At 66.8% G+C, this 25,777-nt stretch carries 23 protein-coding genes and 1 other annotated feature (1 of these 24 cut by a window edge); of the genes, 8 read left to right on the top strand and 15 right to left on the bottom strand.

Annotation, left to right across the window (positions count from 1 at the left end; translation table 11 throughout):
• Positions 1–13: 13 nt before the first annotated feature.
• Both FIU66_RS17465 and FIU66_RS17470 read right to left on the bottom strand, forming a co-directional pair.
• A complete protein-coding gene (locus FIU66_RS17465; RefSeq protein WP_240544819.1) occupies positions 14–2,200 on the bottom strand; it encodes a glycosyltransferase in 2,187 nt (728 codons plus the stop codon).
• A 163-nt stretch (positions 2,201–2,363) separates the two neighbouring features.
• Positions 2,364–3,581: a glycosyltransferase family 1 protein gene (locus FIU66_RS17470; RefSeq protein ID WP_240544820.1), complete on the bottom strand. Its 1,218-nt coding sequence runs from the start codon at positions 3,579–3,581 to the stop codon at positions 2,364–2,366.
• Between the two features lie 68 nt (positions 3,582–3,649).
• Here FIU66_RS17470 and FIU66_RS17475 point away from each other — a divergent pair, with 68 nt between their 5' ends.
• Both FIU66_RS17475 and FIU66_RS17480 read left to right on the top strand, forming a co-directional pair.
• Positions 3,650–3,838 carry a hypothetical protein gene (locus FIU66_RS17475; RefSeq protein ID WP_167624159.1) on the top strand — a complete coding sequence of 63 codons (189 nt, stop codon included), beginning with the start codon at positions 3,650–3,652 and terminating at the stop codon, positions 3,836–3,838.
• A gap of 66 nt (positions 3,839–3,904) precedes the next feature.
• Positions 3,905–4,585, top strand: a complete 681-nt coding sequence (locus FIU66_RS17480) for an SDR family NAD(P)-dependent oxidoreductase (protein WP_167624160.1) — start codon at positions 3,905–3,907, stop codon at positions 4,583–4,585.
• 19 nt (positions 4,586–4,604) lie between these two features.
• Here FIU66_RS17480 and FIU66_RS17485 read toward each other — a convergent pair whose 3' ends face one another.
• The 4 genes from FIU66_RS17485 to FIU66_RS17500 all read right to left on the bottom strand — a co-directional run bounded on the left by FIU66_RS17485 (position 4,605) and on the right by FIU66_RS17500 (position 8,250).
• Complete coding sequence (locus FIU66_RS17485; protein WP_167624161.1) at positions 4,605–5,648, bottom strand: HlyD family secretion protein; 1,044 nt, start codon at positions 5,646–5,648, stop codon at positions 4,605–4,607.
• Positions 5,645–7,276, bottom strand: a complete 1,632-nt coding sequence (locus FIU66_RS17490) for an MFS transporter (RefSeq protein ID WP_167624162.1) — start codon at positions 7,274–7,276, stop codon at positions 5,645–5,647. The genes FIU66_RS17485 and FIU66_RS17490 overlap by 4 nt, the downstream gene beginning before the upstream one ends.
• A complete protein-coding gene (locus tag FIU66_RS17495; RefSeq protein ID WP_167624163.1) occupies positions 7,273–7,701 on the bottom strand; it encodes a MarR family winged helix-turn-helix transcriptional regulator in 429 nt (142 codons plus the stop codon). The genes FIU66_RS17490 and FIU66_RS17495 overlap by 4 nt, the downstream gene beginning before the upstream one ends.
• A 75-nt stretch (positions 7,702–7,776) precedes the next feature.
• Complete coding sequence (locus FIU66_RS17500) at positions 7,777–8,250, bottom strand: hypothetical protein (RefSeq protein WP_167624164.1); 474 nt, start codon at positions 8,248–8,250, stop codon at positions 7,777–7,779.
• A gap of 304 nt (positions 8,251–8,554) precedes the next feature.
• On the opposite strand from FIU66_RS17500, the gene FIU66_RS17505 reads away from it, so the two are divergent.
• Positions 8,555–8,866, top strand: coding sequence for a co-chaperone GroES (locus FIU66_RS17505; protein WP_167624165.1), 312 nt, complete (start codon positions 8,555–8,557; stop codon positions 8,864–8,866).
• A gap of 31 nt (positions 8,867–8,897) precedes the next feature.
• Positions 8,898–10,544: a chaperonin GroEL gene (groL, locus tag FIU66_RS17510; RefSeq protein WP_167624166.1), complete on the top strand. Its 1,647-nt coding sequence runs from the start codon at positions 8,898–8,900 to the stop codon at positions 10,542–10,544.
• 54 nt (positions 10,545–10,598) lie between these two features.
• Here the strand turns inward: groL and FIU66_RS17515 are convergent, their stop codons facing one another.
• Both FIU66_RS17515 and FIU66_RS17520 read right to left on the bottom strand, forming a co-directional pair.
• Positions 10,599–11,789 (bottom strand): dihydrolipoamide acetyltransferase family protein, encoded by a 1,191-nt coding sequence (locus FIU66_RS17515; RefSeq protein WP_201281142.1) that lies wholly within the window; start codon positions 11,787–11,789, stop codon positions 10,599–10,601.
• A gap of 2 nt (positions 11,790–11,791) precedes the next feature.
• Positions 11,792–13,870, bottom strand: coding sequence for a transketolase C-terminal domain-containing protein (locus FIU66_RS17520; RefSeq protein ID WP_167624167.1), 2,079 nt, complete (start codon positions 13,868–13,870; stop codon positions 11,792–11,794).
• A gap of 114 nt (positions 13,871–13,984) precedes the next feature.
• On the opposite strand from FIU66_RS17520, the gene FIU66_RS17525 reads away from it, so the two are divergent.
• The gene (locus tag FIU66_RS17525; protein WP_167624168.1) at positions 13,985–14,455 is read left to right on the top strand and encodes an Lrp/AsnC family transcriptional regulator; all 471 of its coding nucleotides are present in this window, start codon (positions 13,985–13,987) and stop codon (positions 14,453–14,455) included.
• A 9-nt stretch (positions 14,456–14,464) separates the two neighbouring features.
• Here FIU66_RS17525 and FIU66_RS17530 read toward each other — a convergent pair whose 3' ends face one another.
• From FIU66_RS17530 to FIU66_RS17545, 4 genes are read right to left on the bottom strand one after another with little or no spacing between them, the layout of a single operon-like run.
• Positions 14,465–15,676 (bottom strand): pyridoxal phosphate-dependent aminotransferase, encoded by a 1,212-nt coding sequence (locus tag FIU66_RS17530; RefSeq protein ID WP_167624169.1) that lies wholly within the window; start codon positions 15,674–15,676, stop codon positions 14,465–14,467.
• A 9-nt stretch (positions 15,677–15,685) separates the two neighbouring features.
• The gene (locus FIU66_RS17535; RefSeq protein ID WP_167624170.1) at positions 15,686–17,197 is read right to left on the bottom strand and encodes an aldehyde dehydrogenase family protein; all 1,512 of its coding nucleotides are present in this window, start codon (positions 17,195–17,197) and stop codon (positions 15,686–15,688) included.
• An 8-nt stretch (positions 17,198–17,205) separates the two neighbouring features.
• Complete coding sequence (locus FIU66_RS17540; protein ID WP_167624171.1) at positions 17,206–18,606, bottom strand: FAD-binding oxidoreductase; 1,401 nt, start codon at positions 18,604–18,606, stop codon at positions 17,206–17,208.
• Positions 18,603–19,973, bottom strand: a complete 1,371-nt coding sequence (locus FIU66_RS17545) for a VOC family protein (protein WP_167624172.1) — start codon at positions 19,971–19,973, stop codon at positions 18,603–18,605. The genes FIU66_RS17540 and FIU66_RS17545 overlap by 4 nt, the downstream gene beginning before the upstream one ends.
• 97 nt (positions 19,974–20,070) lie before the next feature.
• Between FIU66_RS17545 and FIU66_RS17550 the strand changes: the two genes are divergently transcribed.
• The gene (locus FIU66_RS17550; RefSeq protein ID WP_167624173.1) at positions 20,071–20,958 is read left to right on the top strand and encodes a LysR family transcriptional regulator; all 888 of its coding nucleotides are present in this window, start codon (positions 20,071–20,073) and stop codon (positions 20,956–20,958) included.
• A gap of 59 nt (positions 20,959–21,017) precedes the next feature.
• Here the strand turns inward: FIU66_RS17550 and FIU66_RS17555 are convergent, their stop codons facing one another.
• Entirely contained in the window at positions 21,018–22,244 is a 1,227-nt protein-coding gene (locus tag FIU66_RS17555) for a serine hydrolase (protein ID WP_167624174.1), read from the bottom strand.
• 86 nt (positions 22,245–22,330) lie between these two features.
• On the bottom strand, positions 22,331–22,927 hold the full coding sequence (locus FIU66_RS17560; protein WP_167624175.1) for a LysE family translocator: 597 nt from the start codon (positions 22,925–22,927) through the stop codon (positions 22,331–22,333).
• A gap of 109 nt (positions 22,928–23,036) precedes the next feature.
• Here FIU66_RS17560 and FIU66_RS17565 point away from each other — a divergent pair, with 109 nt between their 5' ends.
• Complete coding sequence (locus FIU66_RS17565; RefSeq protein WP_167624176.1) at positions 23,037–23,492, top strand: Lrp/AsnC family transcriptional regulator; 456 nt, start codon at positions 23,037–23,039, stop codon at positions 23,490–23,492.
• A 77-nt stretch (positions 23,493–23,569) separates the two neighbouring features.
• A complete protein-coding gene (locus FIU66_RS17570; protein WP_167624177.1) occupies positions 23,570–24,253 on the top strand; it encodes a gamma-glutamylcyclotransferase in 684 nt (227 codons plus the stop codon).
• A gap of 53 nt (positions 24,254–24,306) precedes the next feature.
• Here FIU66_RS17570 and FIU66_RS17575 read toward each other — a convergent pair whose 3' ends face one another.
• Positions 24,307–25,707 (bottom strand): SulP family inorganic anion transporter, encoded by a 1,401-nt coding sequence (locus FIU66_RS17575; RefSeq protein ID WP_167624178.1) that lies wholly within the window; start codon positions 25,705–25,707, stop codon positions 24,307–24,309.
• 33 nt (positions 25,708–25,740) lie between these two features.
• Positions 25,741–25,777: a sequence feature (sul1 is cis-regulatory element that is thought to sense ions involved in sulfur or methionine metabolism; They are found in Alphaproteobacteria), on the bottom strand (it continues 19 nt past the right edge of the window).

The raw sequence follows: 25,777 nt of genomic DNA on the forward strand, positions 1-25,777 counted from the left end.
GGTTCCCGCCCCGTCATCCCAGGCCGTTGTTCCGCAGCATGATTTCACGGGCCAGCGGCCATTCGACGCTTCGCGCGCCGCTCGTGGGATCCTGGCCCAGCAGGCCGTTCGGGCAAAGCCGGTCGTCGTCCCACCCGTGATGGTTGGCGACGGGGTAAAGGCAGACTCCCTCGATCCGCACGCCGCGCCTGCGCGCACCGTCAACCTGATCGCGGATATAGGCGAACCAGGACGCGCGGCGCGCGCCCTCGGTCCCGGTCTCGGCAATCATCAGCGGGCGGTCATAGCGGGCCGCGACCTCGAACAGCAGGTCGGCCAGCGGACGATACGCGGGGTGATCCATATCGATGGCCGGCCCGCCGTGGATCCACTGGTTGTTCCAGTAATAGTTGACCCCGATAATATCGAGAAACGCAGGCTCTCCGCCCAGTTGCGGCCAGATTCGGCCCGAGATCATGTCGAAGGCCTGGAACTGCGCCTCGTGATGGCCCTGCGCCACCGATGGCGGGTCGTCGCCTTGGGGGTCATGGTGGATTGCCAGCAGCGGTTCGGCCTGGACAAAGCGGGCACGGGGATCGACGGCGCGCAATTCACCCATCGCGGCGATCGAGGCGCGGGCAAGCTGGCACTTCAGCTCGAACCCGCGGCCGGCGGCGAAGGGGTTCAGGTATCGGACATCTCCCCCTGCCCAGGAAAAAAAGCTGATCTCGTTCACGGGGCACCAGAAGGGCACGGCATCCGTCGTCTCGCGATGATGCAGGGCGACGGCGCGGGCATAGGCCGCGAAGCGATCCACGAAGGCCGGCGCCCAGATGTCCAGATCGTCAGGCCAGCCGTAATGCAGCAAGTCCCAGATCACCTGCGTGCCGGTGTCCCTGGCAGCCTCGATCATGCCGGTCAGGCTGGAAAAGTCATAGCGGCGCGGCCTCTGCTCGATCAGGTGCCATCGCGCCCCGTCGCGGCAGGCCCCGATCCCCAGGCCGGACAGTTGCCGGTAATCCTGCGCGGCATGGGTGTCGTGGCCCGTCGAGGCGATCACGTCCAGCCGCTGCCCCGACCGAAGCCGGTGGGTGGACGACTCCCACCCGCCCAGGACGAAGCTGTTGAAGGTGGCAGGCGGGGGTGCGGGGGCACGTTCTGCCAGCACCCGGTCGATCAGCGCCTGCCATTGCGGCACAACAACCCGGGCCGCATTCCTGGCCAGCACATGGTCGCGCAGCGCCGCCCCCAGCCGGTTTCGCAACGGGGCATCCCCCAGCAGGCGCATTATGGCCTGATCCAGCGCACCGGGATCCCCTGCCGGCACCGACAGGCCGGTGGTCCCTTCCGCGATCTGCTGGTCGGCTCCGTGATCGGCAACGGCGATCACGGGCAAGGCGGTTGCGCCCGCATGTCCCAGGACATGGGCCGTTTCCCCGTCCTGGGGCAGGCAGCAGAGGAGGTCCATCGCCCCCAGCAGGTCGGGCATGTCCCAGCCGTAGCCTGCAAAGATCATCTGGCGTCCCAAGGGTCGGGCCAACAGGCGAAGCTGCTGCGCGTCTTCGGGCACAAGGGGATCGGGAACACCCACGGCGACGAACCGGGCGTTGGGCACACTGCCGGCGATGCAAAGGGCGGCGGCGATGAAGTCCTGAACCCCGGCCCCGCAATCCGGACGTCCGACCCAGCCGATCAGCAGGTCATCCGGGGCGATGCCCAACGCGGCCCGGACAGGGCCGCGGCGTTCCGGGCGGAACTCCTGCGGATCCACCATCGGCGGGATCACCACGGCGTCGCCCGACCGGTCGGGCATCCTGGAGGCCGCAGCCGCCCGGATGCCGTTGCCAGGCCCCACATAGCGGACGGTCAGATGCTTGGGCCCCGCCAGGGCATCGCTGACCCGCGCACCGTATTCGATCAGCGGCGGGCGCACCGCCATGCCTTCAAGGGCGGGATAGATGTCGGCCACGTTCTGGCAGGACACGACAACATCTGCTTGCACCAGCTTGCGGCGCAGATGGTCCACGGTATCTTCGAATCCCAGGTCATAGGGCGTGGTGTCCACATTCACGCCAAGGCTGGCCAGTTGTTCATGGATCCGGGGGCTTGTCCGCTGGTCGCAGAAGCAAGGGATGACCGTGATGCTGTAGCGGTCGCGCGGCAACTGGCGGGCCAGCAGGCGGACGTTCGCCTCGTCCGGTCCTACCCCCAGCCGGGCCATCACGAAAACAAGGCGGATCAGCCGATGCTGCGCATTCGGAACCGGAAAGGCACCGGCTGTGACCCCGGGCCCTGCACAGGTTTCGTTGCCGATCATGCAGCCACGGGACGGGACTGGCAAAAGCCGGGCAGTTGGGTGCAGTCAGTCGGCAGTTGGCAGCGCATCAGGCTGGCATGGAGGTGACGCCATCCGGGGCCAGCAGGCCCCCGACCCCCGGCAGCGGCGAGGGCGACAGCAACCGCCTGCGCATGACGCGATCCAGATGCGACTGCATCTGCCGGAAGGTGTTGTCCCAGCTTTGATCCGCCAGCATCCGGTCGGCGGCCTCGCGCCATGCAAGGTCCTGACCCGCCAGGATCTCCTCGCTGGCCTGGATGAAGCGGGTGGCATCCGGGGCGATCCGCACCGCCCCCAGATCGCCATAATGTCGCACGACATCAGGCACGGGCGTCGAGACGACCTGCACCCCGCCTGCAAGGTATTCCGGCGTCTTGGTCGGCGAAATGAACCGCGTGGCCTCGTTCATGGCAAAGGGCATCAGCGCCACGTCCCAGCCCGACAGATAGGCGGGCAACTGGTCATAGCCGCGCTGACCAAGCCAGTGGATGTTCGGCGCGCGGGGCAAGTCCTCGGGGCCGATCTTGGCCAAGGGCCCGATCATCACGATCGACCATTGGGGACGGGCCTTTGCCAGGGCGGCGATCAGACCAAGATCCAGCCTTTCGTCGATCACGCCATAGAAGCCGAGACGTGGGCCGGGCAGCGCTGCCTGATCCGCCGGTTCCGCCAGGGCGGCACGGGCATTGGCAAAATGCGAGGTGTCGACGGCAGACGGGAACACGTGGATATTGCCGTGGCGTCCGGCCTTGGCCTCGAAGATGGACTGGCCTCCGGTGAAGACCACATCCGCGGCCTTCATCAGGGCAGCCTCGTTGGCGGCAAGTCCGGGCGGCGCAAAGCGGAAGGCGGATAGTTCGTCCATGCAATCATAGACCACAGCCGCCGCATCCACGTGCCGGGCGATCGGCCACATCATCGGCGTATAGAACCACAGGACCGGGCGACGTATTCCCGCCAGGGCCATCATCTGGTCCAGCAGCCCCGCCAGGGCGCGATCCTTCTGCTGGACCGACCACTGGGCTGGCAGGCGGGGGCGGATGGACTGGACGCTGGTGCCCTCGAAGGCATGAAATTCCAGATAGGGAAGGTGATGGTCTGTGGGAATCGCTTCTTCCCAGATGAACAGGCGGTGACTTTCGGCAAAGCGGGACATCAGATGCTGCGGCCGCTGCCACACGAAATCCCAGCGGAGATGCGAAAAACAGATCAGCGCAGGCCGGGCCGAGGGCGCAAGGGGGGTCACGGAGAAAACATCGTTCATTGCGCCATCCTTTCGGCCGTTTCCTGCGTCAGCGTCATGGCCGGGTGGCCTGCATTCCTATGCCGCCCATGGCTTTCCGCAGCCGAAACGGCGCAGCGGAAGAACGGCTGTTCATCCTGGAGATCCTGGCGATGATGAGCGGGGGTCGACACGACAAGCCGGCAGTCGCAGCAATCCGTCCCGGCATATGGTCCACCCGTTCACACTTGTCTTCCAAACCGGAAGCCGTGCAGGAAGGTTTCATTGATCTTTATTAGGCGAAGGCCGACCGGTAGTTTTACTTGCGCTGCGCCCTGTTCTGCAGGGGCAAGGGCGGAGGATGCATGAAACAGCAGGATCTGGCAGTGGTGATCGGTGCCTCGGGCGGGATCGGCGGGGCATTGACGCGCGATCTGCAGGGGCGGCTTTCCGGGCAGGTGATCGGCCTGTCGCGGCCTGAACTGGACCTAGCCGATCCGGGCAGCATCGCGCGGGCCGCGAACCGCATCGGGCAGATCGGCGTGCCGACACTGGTTCTGGTGGCGACCGGGGTTCTGCACGGGCCGGGGATGCAGCCGGAAAAAACGATCCGCAAGCTTGATCCGCAGGCCATGGCCGTGTCCTTTGCGGTGAACACGATCGGCCCTGCGCAGATCCTGAAGCATTTCCTGCCACTGATACCCCGCGACCGCCGCGCGGTCCTTGCCGTCCTGTCCGCCAAAGTCGGCAGCATCGCCGACAACCGGCTGGGGGGATGGTATTCCTATCGCGCCTCCAAGGCGGCCCTGAACCAGGTCATCCGCACCGCCTCGGTCGAACTGCGCCGTACACATCCCAAGGCGATCTGTGCGGCCTTCCACCCCGGCACCGTGGCGACGCCGCTGTCCGACGGCTTCGCCAAGACCGGCCTTCAGGTCCAGGATCCGAAAGACGCCGCAGCCTCCCTGCTGGACAGCATCGCCCGCCTGACGCCTGCCGACAGCGGCGCCTTCATGGACCGGTTCGGGACGCCCATCCCCTGGTAGGCCGACCGCGGGCGGCAGGTCATCGGGGGGCGCTGTCGGTATCCACGTGGACGATCACCGACATGCCGGGAAGCAGATCCTCGGCATGGGGCTGGTCCTGGTCGATGGCGATGCGAACCGGCAGGCGCTGCGCGATCTTGGTGAAGTTGCCGGTCGCGTTTGTCCCAGCGAGCAGGCTGTATTCCGATGCCGTCGCGGGCGAAAAGGACTCGACCCGGCCCGTGAAATCCACGTCGCGGACAGCGTCCACCGTAAAGCGGACGGCTTCGCCCGGACGCAGGCCGGTCAGCGCGGTTTCCTTGAAATTTGCAATGACCCAGGTTTCGGTGCCCACATGGGACACAAGCGCGCTGCCCGGCGTCACATATTGCCCCACCCGGACCGAGACCTGGCCCAACCGCCCGTCGGCCGGTGCCCGGATCACGGTATTGTCCAGATCGATCTGCGCCAGTTCCACCGCCGCCTGGGCTGCGGCGATGTCTGCCTGGCGCGACTGCAGGGCGACACGCGCGGATTTCACCGATTCCCGCTGCACGTCGACCTGGGCCTCGGCCTGGGTCACGCCGGCTTCGGCCTGTTGCAGCGACAGTTCGGATTGCTCCGCCGCCGATTGCGAGGCCACGCCCCGCGTCCGCAGTTCCTCTGCGCGGTTCCAGCTTGTCTGCGCCGTCGTCAGGGCCGACCGCGCGGAGGCCACGCCCGCCTCATTGGCCCGCAGCACTGCCTCGGCCGAGGCGACGCCCTGGGTCGCCACCTCCATCGCGGCGCGGGCGGCGGCCAGTTGCGCCTCGGCCTGGGCCAGCTTCTGGCGGGGGATGCGGTCGTCGATCCGCGCGATCACGTCCCCCGCCCTGACGGCCTGGAAGTCCGTGGCCTCGACCGCCGCGACATAGCCGGTGACCTGGGGCGCGACGGTCGTGACCTTGCCCCGGACATAGGCGTTCTCGGTCGTCGGTTCAGATGGCTGGAACGGCGGCAGGTGCCAGGCGAAAAGCAGCAGCAGCACGCCCGCGGCGCCGATCACCAAGGCGATAACGGTGGGAAGGAGGTTTTCTTTCTTCATGGTGTCACATCCGGTTCTGCCTGGGGCGACATGCGCAGCGCCAGCCGGTCGCGCAGCATGTGCAGGACCAGGGCCAAGGCGGCGCCAAGGGCGATCAGGGCGGTCAGAAGATAGGCGTCGTTATAGGCCATGACAGATGCCTGGGCCGTGGCCTCTTGCGCGATCTGCGCAGCAGCCTGCGCGCTGCGGGAGGCGGCATCCGGCACCTGCGCCGCAAGACCCGCGGCCCGCGCCGCGATGGCCTGCATGGTCGGCGCGTCGCCCACGGCGATCTGTTCGGTCAGCACCGCGTAATGGGCCGCCTGGCGGTTGTTGATAAAGGTCGTGAACAGCCCCGACCCCAAGACGCCGCCCAGGGACTGGGTCGAGATGAAGACGATCACGAAGGACAGAAGATACTGCGGCCCGCGCGCAAGCGCCGACACAAGCCCCGCCATCATCGCGGGCGGCAGGAACAGCATCCCGGCGAATCCGATCAGCGCCTGGCTGACGATCATCTGTTCCGGCCGGGTGTCGATGGTGGCCTGCGCGTCCATCAGCGCGCCGCCCGCGATCAGCAGCAGCGCGATCAGGTGCAGGACAGCCACCCGGTTTGGGCGCATCCAGGCCACGCAGGCCAACCCGCCCAGCAGGCTTGCGCCCACGATGATCGCGAACAGGCCGGTCATCTGCGCAGGGGCGACGCCCAGCGTCAGGAACATCCGGGGTGCGCCCGCGCTTTGCTCCGACAGGATCAGCCGGAACAGGAACAGTGTCGCGGTCAGGTGCAGCATGGCCGGGCTGACCAGCCAGCGGATGTCCAGAAGCGGCGCTTCGCGGTTCAGCTCGACCGCGACCGCGACGGCCAGTGATGCGACTGATGCGGCCAGCAGCGCCCCGACCCAGGGCGCGTCGGTCCAGTTGTGGATCGGCCCCAGCACAAAGCCGATGGTCAGCCCTGCAAAGCCGAAGCCGATCAAAAGGAAGCTGAGGAAATCCAGCGACTGGATGACCTTCATGTGCGGCACCGGGCGCAGCGGCAGCCGAAAGACCAGCATCAGCGACACCATCGCCATGCCAAGCGCGGTCAGATGGATGCCGCCAAGCCCCCCGTCCCCGATCAGCGCGGGCGAGACGACCCGCGCCAGCGTCGGCCCCGACATCATCACGGCCATCGCGGCGGGCAGGCCAAGGCGCATCTTCCATTGCTGGGACAGCGGCTCCAGCATGTACATGAAGGCCAAGGTGGACAAGGGCGCGGCCGCCGCGCCCGACAGCGCCTGCAGGACCACGGCGGACCGGAAATCCTGCATCCAGACCGAGGCGAGGGCCACCGCGACATAGGCGATGATCCCCACCTCGGCAAAGCGGCGCAGCCCGTATTGCGTCCGGATCTTGATCAGCAGAAGCGGCAGGGATGCGCGGGGGATCATGTAAGCCGCCATCAGCCAGCTGGCCTGGGTCGTGGTGATGCCCAGATCTCCCGCGATTTGCGGGATATTGGCGGACACGAAGCCCTGCCCCAGCCCCTGCGACAGCGCCAGCATGACGGCCGCGCCCATATAGGCCAGGGCTCGGGGCACCGGCAGCGGCGGGTGGACCACCGGGGCGGGGGCGGTCGGGGCGGGGGTGGGGGCTGCGGCGGTCATTCGCGGTCCAGCCTGGCGATATTGGCGGCGATGCGATCCATCACCGACTGCGCCACGGCCAGATCAGCTGGCGGGATGCCCGCGATCAGGTCGGCGCGCATCCGGTGGGTAAACTCGACGATCTCGTTGTCGCGGCCCCGCATGGTCAGGAACAGCGCGTTCTTGCGGGCGTCGCCCTCGGCCGGCCGGCGTTCGACAAAGCCTGCGCCTTCAAGCGCGTCGATCTGGCGCTTCAAGGTCGGCGCCTCGATATCAAGGGCGGCGGCCAGTTCGGACTGGGTCGCCCCGTCCATCCGCGACAGCGTGGTCAGTGCGCGCGCACGCGACAGGGTCAGCCCCACCGCCTCGGCCCGCGCGTCATAGCTGCGGCGCAGCAGGCGCATCAGGTGAAGCAGCGTGTCAAAGAAATGGGGCGATTGCGGCATGAAAGGTTCCTTGGTCGTTAGCTAGCTAATGATCTGGGCGCCCCGCGTCAAGGGCCGCAGCAGACCGGCCAAGGATCAGTGGTTGAGTCTGGGCGAGATGAACAGGATCCTGCGGTCGGGCTTGTCGCCCTCGGCATTGTCCTGTTGCGGCAGCGCCCGATCCTCGACCGCAGGGCGGCTGGCGTGCAGGACGTCCAGCATGTCGGGAAAGCCGCTGGCCACGTCCGGCATTCCCGCGATCTCGTATGCCGTCTGCCCCACGGCGGCGTAATGGACCACGGTGCCGCCCTGCCGCGTCAGCCGCGCCGCGAAGAACGCGCAGGAGATCAGGCATTCGTCCCCGATCTGGCGCGATTCGCCCTTCCTGGCGCCCCTTTGGGCCGCATCCATCAGGCGGACCGTCAGCCGGTCGGGCGCCAGCGGGCGGTGCATGTAGCGGGCCAGGGTCGAGGCAAGGTGGAATTCAAGCTGCGCGGAAAGCGCGACCTGGCTTTCCCGCATCCCCTCGACCACCAGATCGCGGGCGACAGAAAGGTAAGTGTCCATCATGAAGCCCTCGGCATCATTGTGACAGATCCATGTCCCTCAAGGTTTGACGCAGTCCTGCTCCACGTCAAGCCCCCAGTGGCGCGGACCACGCTGAAATCACAGGATATTGCGGGAGGGTTACGGGTTTTGGCAGCAGCCGGAAGACAGTGCCAATATTTTCCTCGACCCCCTCTTGAAATCGCTTCCGGTTTTGCCAATTCATGTCCCGCGCGATGCCTGAACGGGTCGCGCAAGCCCTGTTCCGGTTCTCGGACCGGCACAGAGGAACCGCTCAAAGATCTGTTTGTCCATGAGGGAAAACGACATGACGTTCCGTCCACTCCAAGACCGTATTCTGGTCCGCCGCATCGATGCCCAGGAAAAGACCGCGGGCGGGCTGATCATCCCCGACAGCGCCAAGGAAAAACCCCAGGAAGGCGAAGTGCTGGCCATTGGCACTGGCCTGCGCAATGACCGGGGCGACCTGATTCCGCTGGAGGTCAGCGTTGGCGACCGCATCCTGTTCGGCAAATGGTCCGGCACCGAGATCCGCCTTGATGGCGAGGATCTGCTGATCATGAAGGAAAGCGACGTGATGGGCGTGCTGGATACGCCGGCGATCGCCAAGGCCGCCTGATCCCGAAAGCGTTCAGAGAGGAGTGAACCCAATGGCTGCGAAAGAAGTGAAGTTCAACACGGACGCGCGCGACCGGATGCTTCGGGGCGTGAACATTCTGGCGGATGCCGTGAAGGTGACGCTGGGTCCGAAGGGCCGCAACGTGGTGATCGACAAGTCGTTCGGCGCGCCGCGCATCACCAAGGACGGCGTGTCGGTCGCCAAAGAGATCGAGCTGTCGGACAAGTTCGAGAACATGGGCGCGCAGATGGTGCGCGAAGTGGCCTCGCGCACCAATGACGAGGCCGGCGACGGCACCACCACCGCGACCGTTCTGGCCCAGGCCATCGTCAAGGAAGGCATGAAGGCGGTCGCCGCCGGCATGAACCCGATGGATCTCAAGCGCGGCATCGATCTTGCGACCTCCAAGGTCGTGGAGGCCATCAAGGCCGCCTCGCGTCCCGTGACCGACAGCGACGAAGTGGCCCAGGTCGGCACCATCTCGGCCAATGGCGAGGCCAATATCGGCCGCTTCATCGCCGATGCGATGCAGAAGGTCGGCAACGAGGGTGTGATCACCGTCGAAGAGAACAAGGGCATGGAGACGGAAGTCGAAGTGGTCGAAGGGATGCAGTTCGACCGCGGCTACCTGTCGCCCTATTTCGTGACCAACCCCGACAAGATGATCGCGGATCTGGAAGACGCCTATATCCTGCTGCACGAGAAGAAGCTTTCGTCGCTGCAGCCGATGGTTCCGCTGCTGGAAGCCGTGATCCAGTCGGGCAAGCCGCTGGTGATCGTGGCCGAGGATGTCGAGGGCGAGGCCCTGGCCACGCTGGTCGTGAACAAGCTGCGCGGCGGGTTGAAGATCGCGGCCGTGAAGGCTCCGGGCTTCGGCGATCGCCGCAAGGCCATGCTGCAGGACATCGCGATCCTGACCGGCGGCCAGGTCATCAGCGAGGACCTCGGCATGAAGCTGGAGAATGTCGGCATCGACATGCTGGGCCGCGCCAAGAAGGTCACGATCAACAAGGACAACACCACCATCGTCGACGGTGCCGGTGAAAAGGCCGAGATCGAGGCCCGCGTCAGCCAGATCCGCCAGCAGATCGAGGAAACCACCTCGGACTACGACCGCGAGAAGCTGCAGGAGCGGGTGGCCAAGCTGGCCGGCGGCGTGGCCGTGATCCGCGTCGGCGGCATGACCGAGGTCGAGGTGAAGGAGCGCAAGGACCGCGTGGACGACGCGCTGAACGCGACCCGCGCGGCCGTTCAGGAAGGCGTGGTCGTGGGCGGCGGCGTGGCGCTCGTCCAGGGCGGCAAGGTGCTGGAAGGCCTGACGGCGGCCAACAGCGACCAGGAAGCCGGCATCGCCATCGTGCGCCGCGCCCTGGAAGCGCCGATGCGCCAGATCGCCGAGAACGCCGGCGTCGACGGCGCGGTGGTCGCGGGCAAGGTGCGCGAGTCCTCGGACAAGGCCTTCGGCTTCAACGCCCAGACCGAGGAATATGGCGACATGTTCAAGTTCGGCGTGATCGACCCGGCCAAGGTGGTGCGCACGGCGCTGGAAGACGCGGCATCCGTCGCGGGCCTTCTGATCACCACCGAGGCGATGATCGCCGAAAAGCCCGAGCCCAAGGCCCCCGCCGGCGGCATGCCCGACATGGGCGGCATGGGCGGCATGGGCGGCATGATGTAAGCAAACGCCTGCATCAGGAAAAACACGGAAAAGGGCGCCAGAAGGCGCCCTTTTTCAGTCCTGCCAGCCCTCCAGGGCGGCCACGAAGGCCGTCAGCCAGCCATTGGTCTGGTGCCCGTCCAGAACCCGGTGGTCGATCGTCAGCGAGACATAGGCCATCGGCCGGATCTGGATGGTGTCGATGCCACCCACCTCGCGCACCACCACCCGTTTTTCCAGCTTGCCCACGCCCAGGATGGCCGATTGCGGCTGGTTGATGATGATCGGCGCCGCCAGCAGCGATCCCGACACCCCGTGGTTCGAGATGGTAAAGGTGCCGTCGCGCATGTCCGCGGGGGTCAGCCTGTTCTCGCGCGCCCGCTGCGTCACCTCCTGAAGGCGGGCGGCCACGCCGCGCAGCGACAGGTCCTGGACGTCCCGGATCACCGGCACGACCAGCCCCTTGTCGCCAAGCGCGGTGCCGATGCCGATATTGACCTGGTCGAAGATCTCCAGCCGGTCGGGATGCCAGCGGCTGTTGACCTGGGGTACCGATCGCATCGCGCGGGCGGCCGCCAGGACGATATAGGCCGTGTAGGACAGCGGGATCCCGTCCGCCGCGAAGGCCGCCTTGTGGCGGTTGCGATGGGCCATGATCGCGCTGAAATCGGCCTCGAAGACGGCTGTCACCTGCGGGGCCTCGGTCACGGACTTCAGCATGTTGCGCGCAATGGCAAGGCGCATTGCGTCATGGGCCACGGACCGGCCCGCAAGCTGCGGTCCGGCGGCAGGAACAGGAACAGGGGCTGCAGGCGGTTCGTCCTGCAAACGGGTTGCCGCGGCATCCACGTCCGCGCGGGTCAGCCGCCCGTCGCGGCCGCTGCCCTGCAAGGCCTGAGGATCCACGCCCGTCTCCGCAAGCGCCTTGCGCACGGCAGGGGAATGCCAGGACGACATGTCGCGCCGCGCGGGCTGGACCGCAGGGGCATCTTCTGCCGCATCCGGGGCCGCTGTGTCATGGGCAGGCGCGGCATCGGCAGCCTCGATCCGCGCCAGCACCGATCCCGGCACCGCCTTCTGCCCGGCCTCGATCAGGATCTCGGCCACGCGTCCGGATGCGGGGGCCGGAACTTCAACCGACACCTTGTCGGTCTCCAGTTCCAGCAGCGGGTCGTTTTCCTGCACCAGATCGCCGATCCGGCGCAGCCAGGATGACACGACGGCCTCGGTGCCTTCCTGTTCAAGGGGGACCAGAACATCGACCATCTTCAGAACCCCACCAGATCGTTCAGCTTCGCGCGGATCGCCGCGACCGAGGGCACGGCCCAGTCCAGATAGACCGGATTATGCGGGCTGGGGATGTCGGGCATCGTCAGCCTCTCGACCGGGGCATCAAGGTCGGTGAAGCCTTCGGATGCGACTACGGCGGCAATCTCGGCGCCGAAGCCCGCCGTCTGCAGATCCTCGTGGACGATCAGGCAGCGATGCGTCTTGGCGACCGAGGCCAGCACGGCCTCGCGGTCCCAGGGAACCAGTGTGCGCAGGTCGATCACATCGACCGACAGGCCCTGCGCGGCTTCCTGGCAGCGATCCACAAGGCCGCCCCAGGTGACGATCGTGGCCTGCGTCCCCTCGGCCACCAGACGGGCCTTGCCGAAGGGCAGCGCGAAGTCGTCGCCGGGCCAAGGCCTCCGTGCCCAGGAATGATCCAGCATCGCGCGGTGTTCGAGGAAGATCACCGGGTCGTTGCCGCGCAGGGCGCTGCGCAGCAGGCCCACCGCGTCCTCGGCATTGGACGGCGAGGCGACCTTCCAGCCAGGACTGTGGACGAAGGCGACCTCGTTCGTCTGGCTGTGCCAGGGATCGCCGCACTTGAAGAAGCCGACCGGCATCCGCACCACCATCGGCGCGGCGAAGCGGTTGTTGGTCCGCCACCGCATCGAGCCGCAGTCGTTCAACTGCTCGGTCGCGGGTTCGGCGTATTTCCGGAACTGGATTTCCGGCACGGGCAGCAGCCCGGCCAAAGCCATGCCCACCGCGCGACCGATGATGCCTTCTTCCGATAGCGAGGTGTCGAAGACCCGGTCGGCACCATGCTTGTCCTGAAGGCCCAGCGTGACGGCGTGGACCCCGCCCTTGGGACCGACATCCTCGCCGAACACCACCATCCGGGGGTTCAGGGCCAGTTCCTGGTCCAGCACGCGGCGGATCGCGGTGACCATGTTGATGCGCTGTCCTTCGGGCCGGGCCTGGTCGGTCGAAGGCGGCGGGGTCCAGCCCAACGGCATCAGGCCGCCCAGGTGCTGCATCTCTCCGTCATGGAACACGTGCCGCAGGACCGTGGCCGGATCGCCCACCGGCCGCGCCTCGGCCGCCTCGCGCGCGGCTTCGGCCCGCTCGGCTGCGTCCTTCAATGCCCCGTCCCAATCCGACTTGCTCAGGATGCGCGGCACCAGATGGGCCTGCAGCTTGCGCCAGGGATCGCGGGCGCGTTCGGCGGCGACGACGGTTTCCGGCTTGTAGGCCTGCGTGTCCTGGAAACTGTGGCCCTGAAGCCGCGGCACGGTCAGCCGCAGCATCGCCGGGCCGCGTTCCTCGCGCACGAAGGCCACGGCCTCGGCCACCAGTTGCGCGGCCTCGACCGGGTCGGTGCCGTCGCCCGCGAAGATGCGCAGGCCCTTCCAGGACGCCAGGTTGGCCGCGATGTTGCCGCCCGGCGTCTGCACCGTCGAGGCGACCGAGATGCCGAAGCCGTTATCCTCGACATAGAACAGCATCGGCAGCTTCTGGGTGGTGGCGATGGTCAGCGCGGACCAGAAGCCGTTGGACGCGACCGATCCGTCGCCCCCCAGCACGACCGCGATCGAACGGCCATGCGCGTCCGAACCCAGCACCTTCGCCTGGTATTCAAGCGCCTGCGCCCAGCCCGCCGTGGGCGTGTATTGCGCGCCGACACCGCCACACATCGGCAGGGCCGTGGCGCCGTCGCGGTTGGGGTGGTTGAAGACCACGCCGATGTCGCGCCCGTCCGAATAGCCCCCCGCGCGCCCCATGGCCGAGCCGAGCGCATCGACCGGGTCCACGCCAAGCGCCAGCAGCAGCGGCCGCGACCGGTAATAGCCGCAGACCGCGTCATGGCGTTCGGTCAGCTGCATCCCCAGAAGGATCTGCGCCATGTCGTGCCCGCGCGCCGAGAACTGGTAGAGCACCTTCTTTTCGGGAACGAGGCGGGTTTCCTCCATCTCGTCCAGGGCGCGGCTCAACGCCATGTGACGCAGCACCGTGGCCCAGTCGACATCGGCATCGGGTGCGTTGCGGAACGCCGTGGCGGCTTGCGATCTGGCCATGTTTCCCCCTTGGCATCGTTTGGATCATCATTGCGCGAAAGGGGTGAAATGGGCTTTCAAAACGGGGCAGGATCAGCCTAATGATGATGGGTTCGTTTCAAGATGATCCACTACATGAACCAGACATACCAACTGGACCAGATCGACCGGAGAATCCTGCAGGAGCTTCAGGTGGACGCGGGCCTGTCGAACCAGGACCTTGCGGAACGGGTCGGGTCATCGGCCGCCTCGTGCTGGCGCCGGGTCAAGGCCATGCAAGAGGCCGGCGTGCTGGGCCCGGCCGTGCGGCTTGTGGATCCGGCGGCCTTGGGGCGCGGCCTCGATATCTTTTGCGAGATCCGCATGAAGTCGCAGAACCGCGCCAACCGCGCCGCCTTCGAGGCCTTCATCGCCGCCCAGGAGGATGTCGTGGCCTGCTATTCGATCAGCGGGGACTGGGACTATCTGCTGCACATCGTCGCCCGCGACATGGCGGATTACGAAAAGGTGCTGATGCAGGGCATCCTGAACCATGACGCCATCGCGAACTCTTCGTCGAAATTCGTCCTCAGGCGCATCAAGCACCAGACTGCGCTGCCGGTCTGACGGGCAGGCCTAGGTCAGGCGGCCGCAGGCGTCACCGATGCGGGTCATGGCTTCGGTCAACTCGGCCGCCGATGTCGCGTAGGAAATGCGGAAATAGGGCGAAAGCCCGAAGGCCGAGCCGGGCACAACGGCCACATCCACCTCGTCCAGCAGCCAGGCGCAGAAGTCGCGGTCGCTTTCCAGCACCTTGCCCCCAGGCGTGGTGCGGCCCAGGATGCCTGCGCAACTTGCAAAGGCATAGAACGCGCCCTCGGGGCGGCGGCACTGGATGCCGTCGATCCGGTTCAGGGCATCGACCACAAGGTCCCGCCGCGCCGCGAAGCTGTCGCGCCGGGCGGCCAGGAAGTCCTGCGGCCCGTCCAGTGCCGCGATGGCCGCTGCCTGTGTCACCGAACAGGGGCAGGATGTCGACTGGCTTTGCACCACCGCCATCCCCGCGATCAGCCCAGCAGGCCCACCGGCATATCCAAGGCGCCATCCGGTCATGGCATAGGCCTTGGACACCCCGTTGATCGTCAGGCAGCGGTCCTTCAGCGACGGGTCAAGCGCCAGCGGCGTCACAAAGCGGAACCCGTCATAGACAAGATGTTCGTATATGTCGTCGACCATCAGCCAGACATGCGGGTGGCGGTCCAGAACCTCCAGCAGCGCGCGATAATCCCGCTCGGCATAGGCGGCGCCGGTCGGATTCGAGGGCGAATTCAGCAGCAGCCATCTTGTGCGCGGCGTGATCGCGGCCTCCAATGCTGCCGGCGACAGGCGGAAGCCGCCCTCGCCGGGGCAAGGGATCGCAACGGGAACACCGCCCGCGATCCGCACGATGTCGAAATAGCTGGTCCAGCAGGGGGTGGGGATGATGACCTTGTCCCCCGGGTCAAGGCTGGCCATCATCGCGTTGTAGAGCATCTGCTTGGCGCCCGCGCCTGCCGTCACCTCGTCGGGGCCGAAGTCCAGCCCGTTCTCTCGCAAGAACTTGTCGCGGATGGCGCGCTTCAGCCGGGGCGAGCCGTCGAGGTTGGTGTATTTCGTCTCGCCCCGCCGGATCGCGGCGATCGCGGCCTCCTTGACATGGTCGGGCGTGTCGAAATCGGGCTCGCCCGCCCCAAGGGCGATGACGGGCCGCCCGTCGCGCTTCAGGGCGGCGGCGCGTGCGGTGATCGCCAGGATCTCGGACACGCCGAGATCCTCGATCCGGCTGGCGGGCCGGAAGATGCTGTTCATGCCGGTCCCTCAGATGTCGAAGACGACACCCTGCGCCAGGGGCAGCGCGCGGGAATAGTTGATGGTGTTGGTCGCCCGGCGCATATAGGCCTTCCACGCATCCGATCCGCTTTCGCGCCCGCCGCCCGTTTCCTTTTCGCCGCCGAAGGCGCCCCCGATCTCGGCCCCGGATGTGCCGATGTTGACATTGGCGATGCCGCAATCGGACCCGGATGCGGACAGGAACAATTCAGCCTCGCGCAGGTCGGTCGTGAAGATAGACGACGACAGGCCCGCCGCGACGGCATTGTGTTCCTGAATTGCGGCAGGCAGGTCGGCGTAGCGCATGACATAGAGGATCGGGGCGAAGGTTTCCTCAAGAACCGGGCCCGTCTGCGACGGCATTTCCACCAGGGCGGGCCTGACATAGAAGGCCGCACCGGGACCGGCATCGGTGACCCGTTCGCCGCCGTGGACCGTTCCACCGGCTGCTTGCGCTTGTTCCAAGGCGGCCTGCATGGCTTCAAAGGCATCCCGGTCCACCAGGGGTCCGACCAAAGCCTGCGTCGTCAGCGGATTGCCGACCGACACCGAGGCATAGGCCTTGATCAGCCGCGGCACCAGGGCGTCGTAGATGCTGTCATGGACGAACAGACGCCGCATCGTGGTGCAGCGTTGCCCGGCTGTGCCCATCGCGCCAAAGGCGATGGCGCGCAGGGCCATGTCCAGATCGGCCGACGGGCAGACGATGCCCGCATTGTTGCCGCCCAGTTCCAGGATCGTGCGCCCGAAGCGGGCCGCGACCCGTGGGCCGACCTGCCGCCCCATCCGCGTGGACCCGGTGGCCGAGACGAGCGCGACGCGCGGGTCGTCAACAAGCGCCTCTCCGGTCTCGCGCCCGCCGATCACGACCTGGCTCAGGCCTTCGGGGGCGTCGCCGAACCGGGCCAGGGCGCGGTCCAGGATCGCTTGGGACGCCAAGGCCGTCAGGGGCGTCTTTTCGGACGGCTTCCAGACGACAGGATTGCCGCAGACCAGGGCCAGGGCCGTGTTCCATGACCAGACGGCGACGGGAAAGTTGAAGGCCGATATCACGCCCACCACGCCCAGCGGATGACAGGTTTCCATCATGCGGTGGCCCGGACGTTCTGTGGCGATGGTAAGGCCGTAGAGCTGGCGCGACAGGCCTGTGGCAAAGTCGCAGATGTCGATCATCTCCTGCACCTCGCCCGCGCCTTCGGAGGGAGACTTGCCCGCTTCGATCGAGACAAGGCGCCCCAGATTGTCCTTGGCGGCGCGCAGTTCCTCGCCCAGCAGGCGGACCAGTTCGCCGCGGCGCGGGGCAGGCACGTCGCGCCAGATGCGGAAGGCGTCGGCCGCGCGGGCCACGGCGGCCTGAACCTCGGCCGCCGAATGCTGCGGCAGCTCGGCCACCCGCTCTCCGGTGACGGGGGAAAAGCTGTGAAGCGTCCCGTTCGTGTAAAGGGCCGCGTCAACGCCCAGTTTCGAAAGGATCCGGGTGCAGTCATCGGTGATCGTCATGTCATTCCTCAGTCAAAACGGGCCGCGCCAATCCGGGCGCCGCCAAGGGTCCGCAAAAGCCCGCCTGCCAACCCGCGCAGCACCGGATCGGCATAGGCGTCATAGTAGGCCTGGTTGCGCCGACCGATCGCATGTTCGGCGCTGAAGCTGCCACCGAAATCGCGCACCGCGACGCGCACGACGCGGTCCCGCAAGGCTGCCTCGGCCGCGGGATCGGTGGCGCAGGGGCTGGCGGGCGGCACGACCAGATTGAAATGGACGCCTCCGTCGCCGATATGGCCGAAGTCGCAGACGACCACTTCGGGATGGGTCAAGGACAGTTCCTCGCGCATCCGGGCGCAAAAGCGCATTGTGTCGCCCCGCCGGAAGGACAGGTCGAAGGCGATCAGCTTGCCGGCCGCCCTGACGCCTTCGGACAAAGCATGGCGCAAGGCCCAGCCCTGCCCCGGCCGCCCGAAGCGGGCATCGGCAAGAAGCTCGGGGGCCTCCTCGGTCAGGGCGCCAAGGCTGCCTTGCAGCAGATCGTCAAGGGGCGGATCGCCCGGCATTGCGGCGGTCCGGGAAATCTCCATGAGGATGGCATAATCGGGCACGGGATCCGGCGCAAAGGGATCGCGAAGCGACGGAACATGGTCCAGGGCCGCACGGATGGCCGCGCCGGACATTCCTTCGAAGGCGGTCAGCATCATGCCGAACCGGCGCTCGGCCTGCCGCAGCAGGGGCAGGATCGTGTCCGGTCCGGCGGGGACGAGGACGGCGACCGCCGTGTCGCCGGGCACGGGCGACAGGCGCAGTTCGACCTCGGTGACGATGCCGAAGGCGCCGCTGGTGCCGATCAGCAGGTGCTTCCAGTCGGGCCCGGTGTTGTCCTTGCGCAGCCCCCGGCCCATCGACAGGACGCGGCCGTCCGGCAGCACGGCGGTCAGGCCCAGCACATTGGCACGCATGTCGCCATAGCGCAGGAACCGTGCCCCACCCGTATTGGTCGCGACCATCCCCCCGACCGAAGGGTCGGCGCCCAAATCGATGGGCAGGACATAACCCTCGGCCGCGGCCTGCGCGTTCAGGTCGGACAAAAGCACCCCCGCCCCGACACGGGCGGAAGCATTGTCACCGTCGATCGCGATGTCCTTGAGCCGCTCCAGCGACAGGATCAGATCCGTGCCGCTGTCATCGGGCGTGGATCCTGCCACAAGCCCCGTGTTCGCGCCTTGCGGCACGATCCGCGCGCCATGCCGTGCCGCAGCGGCGACGCAGGCTGCGACCTGCCGTGTGTCGGCAGGGCGCAGCACCGCAAGGCTGACGCCCCGGTCATAGCGCGCACCCTGGTCATAGCGCGCGCGGTCCGCGTCCTGCCGGATCAAACCCTCCGGGCCAAGGATCGCCTCCATCTCTGCCAGCAGGGTCATGCGCGGCCGATCGCCTGCAAGCTGGCTGTCAGGGATGCGGCTTCGATGCCGGCGTAATGGGCGAACTCGTCCAGGACGGGGGCGCCAAGATCGTCCTCGAACTGGCGCTGATTGCGGCTGGCCGCGAAATTCTGGACCGCCTCGTCGCCCAGGTTGGACTGGAAGATGCCGGCGGCCGATACCGGCAGGAAATCCTCGTAGATGATCGGATCGCAGCGCAACGCGCCTTGGGCCAGCAAGGCTTCCGGGTCGTCCCCGGCTGCCGGCCTGCCCGTCGCGGACCATTCGAAATAGCCCAGCCCCTGCCTGCGGATCGCGTCCCAGTCGTCGGGGAAGGCTTCGAAGACATCGCCAAGGATGCGCATGTATTCGGACGCATTCGATCCGTCGGCTGCGGGGACGATGCGGGCGCGAACCTGGTCCAGCAGCCTGTCGTAAAGCGTGCGCCCCTTGGGCGTCAGCGCGATTCCCCTGGCCTCGATCTCTCCGAACCGGGCGGTATGCGACCCCTCGACAGCCGCATCGCCCGGAAACCTCACTGCCTCCTGCAGCGCCTTGAACGAGGTCTGGCGCAGCAGGATCGGGCAGTCGCGCCGGGGCGGACCCTCGATCACCGCCTTCGGCGCGATGCCAAGCGCGGGCATGCGGGCCTGCACCGCGTCGATGTCCAGCGTCCGCGGCGTCAGGTGGTTGATATGTGGCCCCTTGAAGGACACGACATCCGCGACCAGCCGGTGCGCGCCGTGCAGCCGCTTGTAGAGGTCGGCCGAAACCAAGGCGTCGGAATGCCAGCGGAAGGTTTCGACCGCCTCGGCCACGAACTGCTCTGCCTCGCTGTCGGACAGGCCGCCGTCGCGTTCGGCCCTGTCGATCAGCGACAGGCAGGCGGGGGTGAAGATGTCGCGCCGCGCCAGGATCGCCGCCGCCTCGTTCCGCAGCGCGCCGTCCGAGATCAGGTCCAGCCGCAGAAGCGAGGTGAAGACCCGGAACGGGTTGCGGCGCAGGGCCGCCTGCCCGACTGGCCGGAAGGCCGTGGAATGGACGGGAACGCCCGCTTGGCTGAGGTCGTAATAGCCGACCGGATACATGCCCATCACCGCAAACAGGCGGCGGATCGTCGCAAGCTCTTGTGCGGTGCCAAGGCGGATGGCGCCGTGCCGTTCCTCGGAGATGCGGTCAAGCTGGTCGGTGGCAGCAAGATTGGCAGCCAGGACCGGGTCACGGTCCAGAACCTCAGCATTCACCTCGGCCACAAGCGACAGCAGCGTTCCATAGGCCGGCACCTCGTCGCGATACATGGCCGACATGGCCGATGAAAAGCGGGCGCGGATGTGGTCGGGCGAAAGCCGGGGGATGCGGGATGACATGGGGCCTGCGAACGGGAGATTTGCGTTGTTCATCACCATAGCGTATCGGATCAAGGCCGAAACGCGCTGATTTTGGCTATGTTGATGTGGATTCGGAATGAAGTTGAGCCGCAGCCTTGTCCCCGACATCCTGTCGCTGCAGTCTTTCGAAGCCGCCGCCCGCCACGGCAGCTTCACCCGCGCGGCCGAGGAATTGAACCTGACGCAAAGCGCGGTCAGCCGCCAGATCAAGGATCTGGAGGCGCAACTGGGCGTCGCCCTGTTCGAGCGCGTGCGCCAACGGGTCGTCTTGTCGAATGCCGGAACGCGGCTGCTGCCCGACGCGATGCGCCTGATGCGCCAGGTCGAGACGCTTGCCCTGCGCGCGGCGGGATCGCGCGACGTGCAGGGCCACCTGTCGATCGCGACCCTGCCCACCTTTGGCAGCCGTTGGCTGGTTCCGCGGCTGGCCGGGTTCCTGGAACGGAACCCGGGCCTGCAGGCCCAGGTCATCAGCCGGTCCGAGCCGTTCGATCTTGGCGAAGCTGGCGTGAACGTCGCGATCCACTATGGCCAGCCGGTCTGGCCGGGCGCGACCTGCACCTATCTGTGCAGCGAGACGGTTGTCCCGGTCGCCTCTCCCGCCTTTGCGGAACGCCAGGGGTCCGCGCCCCTGACGCCCTTCCTGCTGCACATGGAGTCGCGGCCGATGCTGTGGTTCGACTGGCTGATCGCCAATGGAGAGGGCGTCGATGACGCCTTCCGCGGGCACCGCTTCGACCAGTTCGCGCTGCTGATCGAGGCGGCGGTGGCGGGCCTGGGCGTTTCCCTGGTTCCGCCCTATCTGATTGAACGCGAACTTCGCGAGGGCAGCTTGCAGGTGATGCGCGATGCACCCATGACGACCGACGCGGCCTATTACGTGGTGCTTCCCGATGACCGCAAATCAGACCCCGCTTGCAGCGCCTTTCTGAAGTGGATCACCGAAACCGTCGCGACCCGTTAGGGTGGCCGGCCGTGAGCGAACTTTCGGAAGGCAATGACCCCGTTGGGCCGCCGCCCGACCTATTCCAGGGCCTTTGCCACGGCGTCGAAGAACACCAGGGGGTCGATCGGTTCCTTGCCGACCGGCTTGGGCTGCGCCATGTGGGTGGCGATGACGATGTTCTTCGCCGGGTTGATATAGATGTTCTGGCCCTGGATGCCGATGGCCGCGAAGGCCTTGTCGGCGATGGACGGCTCGGTCCAGCCAGGCCACCACATCAGCCCGTATTCGATCACGCTGCCATCCTTCAGCGTCTGCGGCTTGCCCGCATCCTCGGTCCAGCCGTCCGGAAGGACGGGGGTGCCGTCGATCACGCCGCCTTCCAGGAAGAACTGCCCGAAGCGCGCGAAATCGCGCAGCGTCGCGGACAGGCCGCTGCCGCCGATCTCGACCCCGTCCGGGGAATCCAGCCACCATGTCGCGTCGGCTTCCATTCCATAGGGCTGCCAGATCGTCTCGGACAGGTAGTCGGCCAGGGGCTTGCCCACCGCGCCACGCAGGATCTCGGCCAGAACCTGGGTTTCGCCGGTGGAATAGGTATGCTGCGTGCCCGGCTCGGCCGCGCGGGGCAGCGCCGCCATGACCTTCATCGCGGCGCCCGGTTGCTGGGCGATCTGCGCGCGCAGCAGGTCGCGGCGGTCCGATTGCGGGTCGGTATAGGTCTCGTTCCATTCCACGCCCGAAGCCATGCGCAGGATGTCCAGGATGCTGACCCCGTCATAGGCGCTGCCCTTCAGGCCGGGAACATAATCGACCACCATGTCGTCGACGCTGCCGATATGGCCGTCACGGATCGCCGCGCCCACAAGGGTCGAGGTGATGGACTTGGCCACCGACATCGACATCCAGCGGGTCTGTGGCGTGTTGCCGCGCTGATAGGTTTCATAAACAACGGCGCCGTCCTTCAGCACGATCAGGCCCGTCACATTGTCAAGCGCCAGGAAGTCATAAAGGTCATAGGCCTGCCCCTCGATTTCGAAGGATACCATTCCGGGCAGATCCTGCGGCGCCTCGGGCAGGGCGCGGGGGCTGTCGCCGGTCTCGATCGTCCTGACAGGGAACAGGCGGTCGATATTGCGGAAGGTGCTGACCGCCAGGTCGGGGGTCAGGTGACCGTCATAGATCTGCTCGACCGTGCCAATGGGCTCCTCTGCATGAGGATAGCCCTGCGCCGCAACCGGCCCCGGAAGCGCAAGGCACAGCAAGGCGCCCGCCAGAAAAGCCCAGTTTTTCCCGCCCGTCAGCATTCCACCCTCCTCCGGTTGACAGATATTGGTCCCCCGGATCGGGCTGCGATGCAAGGAAAGGTTGTCGCTGGACATGCCCCTGCCGGTCAGGTCCAGCTCAGCAGCGGATAAAGCGAGGCAATCAGCAGCGCCGCCATGCCGACGTTGAAGGCGCGCAGTCGAACGGCGCTGGACAGCCATTGCCGGATCACCGTGCCCAGCCAGGCCCAGACCGAGATCGCCGGAAACGCGACAAGGGCGAAGGCCCCCGTGACGATCGCGACCGACAGGATGGACCGGTCAGGGGCGTAAAGCGTCACAGCCGACAGGCACATCGCCCAGGCCTTGGGATTGACCCACTGGAACGCCGCCGCCTGCCAGACGGTCATCGGGCTTCCCGCCGCCGCGCTGTCGCCAAGCGGCGCGGCGGTGGCGATCTTGAAGGCAAGCCACAGCAGATAGCCGACAGACAGGATGCCAAGCGCCATCTCGAGCGCCGGAACAGTCTCGAAAAGCGCCATCAGCCCCGCCCCCACCAGGAAAGCCATCAGGCAGACCCCGCCGACGATGCCCAGCATATGCGGCAGCGTGCGGCGGAAGCCGAAATTGGCGCCCGAAGCCATCAGCATCAGGTTGTTTGGCCCCGGCGTGACGGTGGTGACAAATGCAAAGCCCAGAAGGGCGGAAAACAATGCTAGGGTCATGTGGCTTGCCTTGGGTCTTGCCGATGCAGGATGTTTCGCTGGACATCTATCCTGCCCGCAGCGCAATGATGCGCCAGAAGTTGATCCTTTCGCAGGTAATCGACAACAAATGACCGCTATTTCCGGCATGGACCGAAAGATATTGCATGAACTGGCGCGCAATGGCCGGATCAGCAACGTGCAACTGGCCGAGCGCGTCGGCCTGTCGCCCTCGGCCTGCCTGCGCCGTGTCCAGGAACTCGAGCGGTCGGGGATCATCAGGGGCTACCGCGTCGTCACCGATCCCGAAAAGATGGGCCGCGGATTCGTGGCCTATGTGATGGTGGGCCTGTCCTCGCACACCAAGGCCGCGCAGGAAGGCTTCGAGCGGGCAATGTCAATCGCGCCCGAGGTCGCGGAATGCCACAATATCGCGGGGGCCTTCGAATACCTGCTGCGGGTGGAATGCGCGGGCCTTGCGGACTATAAGCGTTTTCACACCGAAGTTCTGGGCACGCGGTCCCATGTCAATGCCATCACGTCCTATATCGTGATGGGCTCGCCCAAGGATGATCGCGCGACCTAGCACCGCAGGGCGGGCGGTTGACCGCGCCCCGGAAGACCCCACCTTGCAGGGGAAGACGCTGCATTCACAGGAACCCGATGACCAAAGCCTGGCCCATTACCCTTTCCGATTGCCATGTGGCGCGGGTTCCCGCAGCCGACGGGCCGCTTTACGATCCTCGGTGGCGGATGCTGGACGACGGCGATCTTGACCTGCTGGCGGCCCGGCTGACTGCGGGGCGCGCGCGGCCCATCCCGATCTTCGCCTATGGCTCGCTGATCTGGAACCCCGGCTTTGCAGTGGGCGGGCAAAGGCGGGGGACTGCGAATGGCTGGCATCGCAGCTTCTCGATCCCGCTTGAGCATTTCCGCGGCTCGCCCGACCGGCCGGGGCTGATGCTTGCACTTGCCTCGGGCGGGCAATGCGAGGGGCTGGTCCTGGACATCGCCGCCGGGACCGAAACCGAATCCCTGCGCGCCATCCTGAAGCGCGAGTTGGTTGCCCATGAACTGGCCGCCAATGCCTGCTGGATCACCGTCGAGACCGACCGCGGCATCGAGGAGGCGCTGACCTTCTATGCCGATCCCGTGGGCACGCCGGTCGAGCGGCTGACGATCCCCCAGCAGGCCCGGCGCCTTGCCCATGCCGCCGGTGCCGCCGGATCGGGCGCGGAATATCTTCTGCGCACCGTTCGCGGTCTGGCGGAACACGGCATCCACGACGATTACATCTGGACCTTGCAGCATCAGGTCGCCCGAGAAATCGAGGCGGCAGCCGCCTGACCGGTCAGGGCCGAGGATGCCCGGGCCTTGCACCGGCGGCGGCAATGGCCTTGTCAGACCGGCCGTTCCAGCCCGTGGATCGTGACCGGCAGGTCGTGGCGCAGAAAGCGGTCGCGCACCTTGTCCACCGCCGCCAGGGCTGTGATGTCCCACAGCCTGGCGCGCGACAGGTCGATGGTGACAGGACCGTCGTGGTCGATGGGGTCGAAGGCCTCGATGAAGGCCTCGGCCGAGGCGAAGAAGATCTGCCCCTCGACCACATATCGGTCGCCCTCGCGGCGGACCTGCTGCATCGCGGCCACCTTGGCGGTAAAGAACAGGCCGCTCATCAGCACGCCGACCAGCACGCCCAGCGACAGGTTGTGGCTGAGGATCGTCACCGCAACCGTTGCCAGCATGACCAGGTTCGACAGCGCGGGCGTGGTCCGCAGCCGCTTCAGCGAGGCCCAGTCCAGCGTGTCGATCGACACGGTGATCATGATCGCCACAAGCGCCGCCACCGGCACCTGGGCGATCAGGTCGCCCGCCGCGACCATGAACAGCAGCAGCAGGCCGCCGGCCGCCATGGTGGAAAGCCTGCCACGCCCGCCATACTTCACGTTGGACACGGTCTGGCCGATCATCCCGCAACCCGCGATGCCGCCGAACAGGCTGGCCGCGACATTGGCAAGGCCCAAGCCCCGCGCCTCGGCATTCTTGTCCGAGGGCGTGCCGGTCTGGTCGTCGACCACCCCCGCCGTCATCAGGCTTTCCAGAAGCCCCACCATGGCAATGGCCAGGGCAGGCACGAAGATGATGCCCAGCAGGTCCAGGCCCAGCGGCACATCGGGAATGTGCAAGACCGGCAGCCCGTCGGGCAGCGCCCCGAGATCCGCAACCCGGGCCACGTCGACGCCCAGTCCTGCGCAGGCCGCCGTCAGCAGCACCACGCAGATCAGCGGCGCCGGAACCGCGGTCGTCACGCGCGGCGCCAGGTAGATGACGCCAAGCCCCGCCGCGATCACGGCGTAACCGGCCAGGCCTGCGTTCAGGATATGCGGCAGTTGGGCTGCGAAGATCAGGATCGCCAGGGCGTTCACGAAGCCCGTGCGCACCGAGTTCGAGACATAGCGCATCAGCGTGGCCAGCCGGGCAAAGCCGAACAGGATCTGGAACAGCCCCGCCAGCAGTCCCGCCGCGAACAGGTATTCGACGCCGTGATCGCGCACCAGGGGTGCCACGACCAGGGCGATCGAACCCGCCGCGGCCGAGATCATCGCGGGCCTGCCGCCGAACAGGGCGATGACGATGCTGATGACGAAGGATGCGTAAAGCCCGACCGCCGGGTCGATCCCGGCGGTGAAGGAAAAGGCAATGACTTCGGGGATCAGGGCAAAGGTCGCCACCGCCCCGGCCAGGATTTCGCGGACAGGATTGTCCCGCCACTGGCGCAGATAGTGCCGTGTCAAGGTCATGATGATATTGGTGCGACGGACGCGTCTTGGATGCGTTGTCCGGCGGATCGGCGGCCGGAATAGCCACCCG

This window comes from Paracoccus sp. AK26 (assembly GCF_011801365.1).
Classification (GTDB): Bacteria; Pseudomonadota; Alphaproteobacteria; order Rhodobacterales; family Rhodobacteraceae; genus Paracoccus; species Paracoccus aerius.

Coding starts and splice junctions, on each gene's coding strand:
- FIU66_RS17465 (WP_240544819.1), bottom strand. CDS start 2,200: ATGGCCCGGCTGGGGGTAGGACCGGACGAGGCGAACGTCCGCCTGCTG.
- FIU66_RS17470 (WP_240544820.1), bottom strand. CDS start 3,581: ATGAACGATGTTTTCTCCGTGACCCCCCTTGCGCCCTCGGCCCGGCCT.
- FIU66_RS17475 (WP_167624159.1), top strand. CDS start 3,650: ATGGCTTTCCGCAGCCGAAACGGCGCAGCGGAAGAACGGCTGTTCATC.
- FIU66_RS17480 (WP_167624160.1), top strand. CDS start 3,905: ATGAAACAGCAGGATCTGGCAGTGGTGATCGGTGCCTCGGGCGGGATC.
- FIU66_RS17485 (WP_167624161.1), bottom strand. CDS start 5,648: ATGAAGAAAGAAAACCTCCTTCCCACCGTTATCGCCTTGGTGATCGGC.
- FIU66_RS17490 (WP_167624162.1), bottom strand. CDS start 7,276: ATGACCGCCGCAGCCCCCACCCCCGCCCCGACCGCCCCCGCCCCGGTG.
- FIU66_RS17495 (WP_167624163.1), bottom strand. CDS start 7,701: ATGCCGCAATCGCCCCATTTCTTTGACACGCTGCTTCACCTGATGCGC.
- FIU66_RS17500 (WP_167624164.1), bottom strand. CDS start 8,250: ATGATGGACACTTACCTTTCTGTCGCCCGCGATCTGGTGGTCGAGGGG.
- FIU66_RS17505 (WP_167624165.1), top strand. CDS start 8,555: ATGACGTTCCGTCCACTCCAAGACCGTATTCTGGTCCGCCGCATCGAT.
- groL (WP_167624166.1), top strand. CDS start 8,898: ATGGCTGCGAAAGAAGTGAAGTTCAACACGGACGCGCGCGACCGGATG.
- FIU66_RS17515 (WP_201281142.1), bottom strand. CDS start 11,789: ATGGTCGATGTTCTGGTCCCCCTTGAACAGGAAGGCACCGAGGCCGTC.
- FIU66_RS17520 (WP_167624167.1), bottom strand. CDS start 13,870: ATGGCCAGATCGCAAGCCGCCACGGCGTTCCGCAACGCACCCGATGCC.
- FIU66_RS17525 (WP_167624168.1), top strand. CDS start 13,985: ATGAACCAGACATACCAACTGGACCAGATCGACCGGAGAATCCTGCAG.
- FIU66_RS17530 (WP_167624169.1), bottom strand. CDS start 15,676: ATGAACAGCATCTTCCGGCCCGCCAGCCGGATCGAGGATCTCGGCGTG.
- FIU66_RS17535 (WP_167624170.1), bottom strand. CDS start 17,197: ATGACGATCACCGATGACTGCACCCGGATCCTTTCGAAACTGGGCGTT.
- FIU66_RS17540 (WP_167624171.1), bottom strand. CDS start 18,606: ATGACCCTGCTGGCAGAGATGGAGGCGATCCTTGGCCCGGAGGGTTTG.
- FIU66_RS17545 (WP_167624172.1), bottom strand. CDS start 19,973: ATGTCATCCCGCATCCCCCGGCTTTCGCCCGACCACATCCGCGCCCGC.
- FIU66_RS17550 (WP_167624173.1), top strand. CDS start 20,071: ATGAAGTTGAGCCGCAGCCTTGTCCCCGACATCCTGTCGCTGCAGTCT.
- FIU66_RS17555 (WP_167624174.1), bottom strand. CDS start 22,244: ATGCTGACGGGCGGGAAAAACTGGGCTTTTCTGGCGGGCGCCTTGCTG.
- FIU66_RS17560 (WP_167624175.1), bottom strand. CDS start 22,927: ATGACCCTAGCATTGTTTTCCGCCCTTCTGGGCTTTGCATTTGTCACC.
- FIU66_RS17565 (WP_167624176.1), top strand. CDS start 23,037: ATGACCGCTATTTCCGGCATGGACCGAAAGATATTGCATGAACTGGCG.
- FIU66_RS17570 (WP_167624177.1), top strand. CDS start 23,570: ATGACCAAAGCCTGGCCCATTACCCTTTCCGATTGCCATGTGGCGCGG.
- FIU66_RS17575 (WP_167624178.1), bottom strand. CDS start 25,707: ATGACCTTGACACGGCACTATCTGCGCCAGTGGCGGGACAATCCTGTC.